Here is a 1,688-nt window from a genome sequence, read left to right on the forward strand (position 1 = left end):
TCGGCACTGCGTTCGTGCACACCGTCATCGACGACCACTCCCGCGTCGCTTACGCCGAGATCTGCTCCGACGAGAAAGCGGACACCGCGATCGGTGTTCTCCGCCGAGCGGTGTCCTGGTTTGCCGAGCCGGCGATCTTGATGGCGTCGGCAACCTGCAGTCGCACCTCACCAGCAATGTGAACAACGTCGCCCAGAAGGCGGCGATCGCCGCCCTCACCGGTCCGCAGGACGAGGCCGAGAAGATGCGCCAGGCGTTCGACCGCCGCCGCCAGCTCATCGTCTCGGAGCTGTCGAAGATCGACGGCCTCGTGGTCCCGAACCCGCTCGGCGCGTTCTACGTGTACCCCGACGTGCAGGGCCTGCTCGGCCGCACCTGGGGCGGCGTGACGCCGACCACCTCGCTCGAGCTCGCCGACCTCATCCTCGACCAGGCCGAGGTCGCTGTCGTCCCCGGTGAGGCCTTCGGCCCGTCCGGCTACATCCGCATGTCGTACGCGCTCGGCGACGAGCAGCTGCTCGAGGGCGTCCAGCGCCTGCAGCGTCTGTTCGCCTGACCCGCTGCACCTCTGCCGAGACCCATCGTGCGCACCGAGACCCACGCCCCCAGTCGCCTGCGGGAGTGGGTCTCGACGTCGACGATGGGTCTCGACGCGCCTGGGGGAAGCAGGAGGAAGAGTGGATGCCGGTGACTCTGCGGGTGGCCTTCACCATCCTGAGCACGGTGACCGTGCTGGTCTTCTTCCTCTCCCTCGTCGTCGCTCCCTTCATGTGGTACTGGGGAGGAGGGTGGCTGAGTGTGCTCCCCTTCGTACCGGTGGTCGTCTACGCGACCATCACGGTGCTCGTGATGAGACGGAAGTCGTGGGCCCGATACGCGACCCTGCTGTTCCCGCTCCCGCTCGCGCTCTACGTTCCGGCGGCAGCTGCCCCGATCTGGGAGTTCTGGGCCGGCCTCGCGGCCCTCGCCCTCACCAGCGCGGCAGTCGTGTTGATCTTCCTGCCCTCGTCTCGTGCCTACTTCGACGGGAAGCAGGTTCAGTCCTCGGGGTGGAAGCCGATCAGCCAGCGGATGCCGTAGCGGTCGATGAGCGTGCCGTCGTAGTCGCCCCACGGACGCTTCTGCAGCGCGTCGATCACACGGCCGTCGGCCGCGAGCGTGTCGTACCAGCCGGTCAGAGTCAGCGCGTCGGCCGTGCCGAGGAGCGAGAGGAACATACCGCCCATCTGCACAGCGTCGTCGTCGGCACCGGCATCCGCACCGGCGAGCTCGACCAGTCCGCTCAGCTGCCCGTGCGCGATCGCATCGCCCGGCCCGTCGTGCCGGCCCGCGGTGGCGTAGTCGAGCAGCTGCAGGTCGCCGCCGAACACCGACTGGTAGTGACGCAGCGCTTCTGCGGCGTTGCCGGGGAACAGCAGGTACGGGATCAGTCCGCTCATGCCGCGAGTGTAGCCCCGCCGTCGGCCGCGGCTGCCGAGCAACGCTCTACAGGTCGACGCCGACGAGCACCGGTTCCGGCTGCAGCACGAGACCGAATTCGGCGTGCACCCTGCTCTGGATATGTCGAGAAAGTAAGCTTCCGTGAGGTTACCGAGTAGTAAGTTTGATCGCAAGCACAATCCGACGATGGAGAGGAGGCCGCGGTGTCAGACAGCGACCAGACCGTGCGCGTGCGCCCGGCGACCCTC

General features: G+C 67.8%; 2 protein-coding genes and 2 pseudogenes. 3 read left to right on the forward strand and 1 reads right to left on the reverse strand.

All coding sequences use genetic code 11. From position 1 onward, the window contains the following. The 3 genes and pseudogenes from KZA10_RS14295 to KZA10_RS14305 form a co-directional block, all read left to right on the forward strand. Positions 1–125 (forward strand): annotated as a pseudogene (locus KZA10_RS14295) (IS481 family transposase); the annotation flags it as partial. 20 nt (positions 126–145) lie between these two features. Beyond that, positions 146–556 (forward strand): annotated as a pseudogene (locus KZA10_RS14300) (aminotransferase class I/II-fold pyridoxal phosphate-dependent enzyme); the annotation flags it as partial. Between the two features lie 65 nt (positions 557–621). Continuing rightward, on the forward strand, positions 622–1,080 hold the full coding sequence (locus KZA10_RS14305) for a hypothetical protein (protein WP_218683217.1): 459 nt from the start codon (positions 622–624) through the stop codon (positions 1,078–1,080). Here the strand turns inward: KZA10_RS14305 and KZA10_RS14310 are convergent. Further along, entirely contained in the window at positions 1,038–1,439 is a 402-nt protein-coding gene (locus tag KZA10_RS14310; RefSeq protein WP_141385776.1) for a VOC family protein, read from the reverse strand. The genes KZA10_RS14305 and KZA10_RS14310 overlap by 43 nt on opposite strands. Between the last annotated feature and the right edge of the window lie 249 nt (positions 1,440–1,688).

Source organism: Microbacterium sp. BF1 (assembly GCF_019279095.1).
GTDB lineage: Bacteria > Actinomycetota > Actinomycetes > Actinomycetales > Microbacteriaceae > Microbacterium > Microbacterium maritypicum.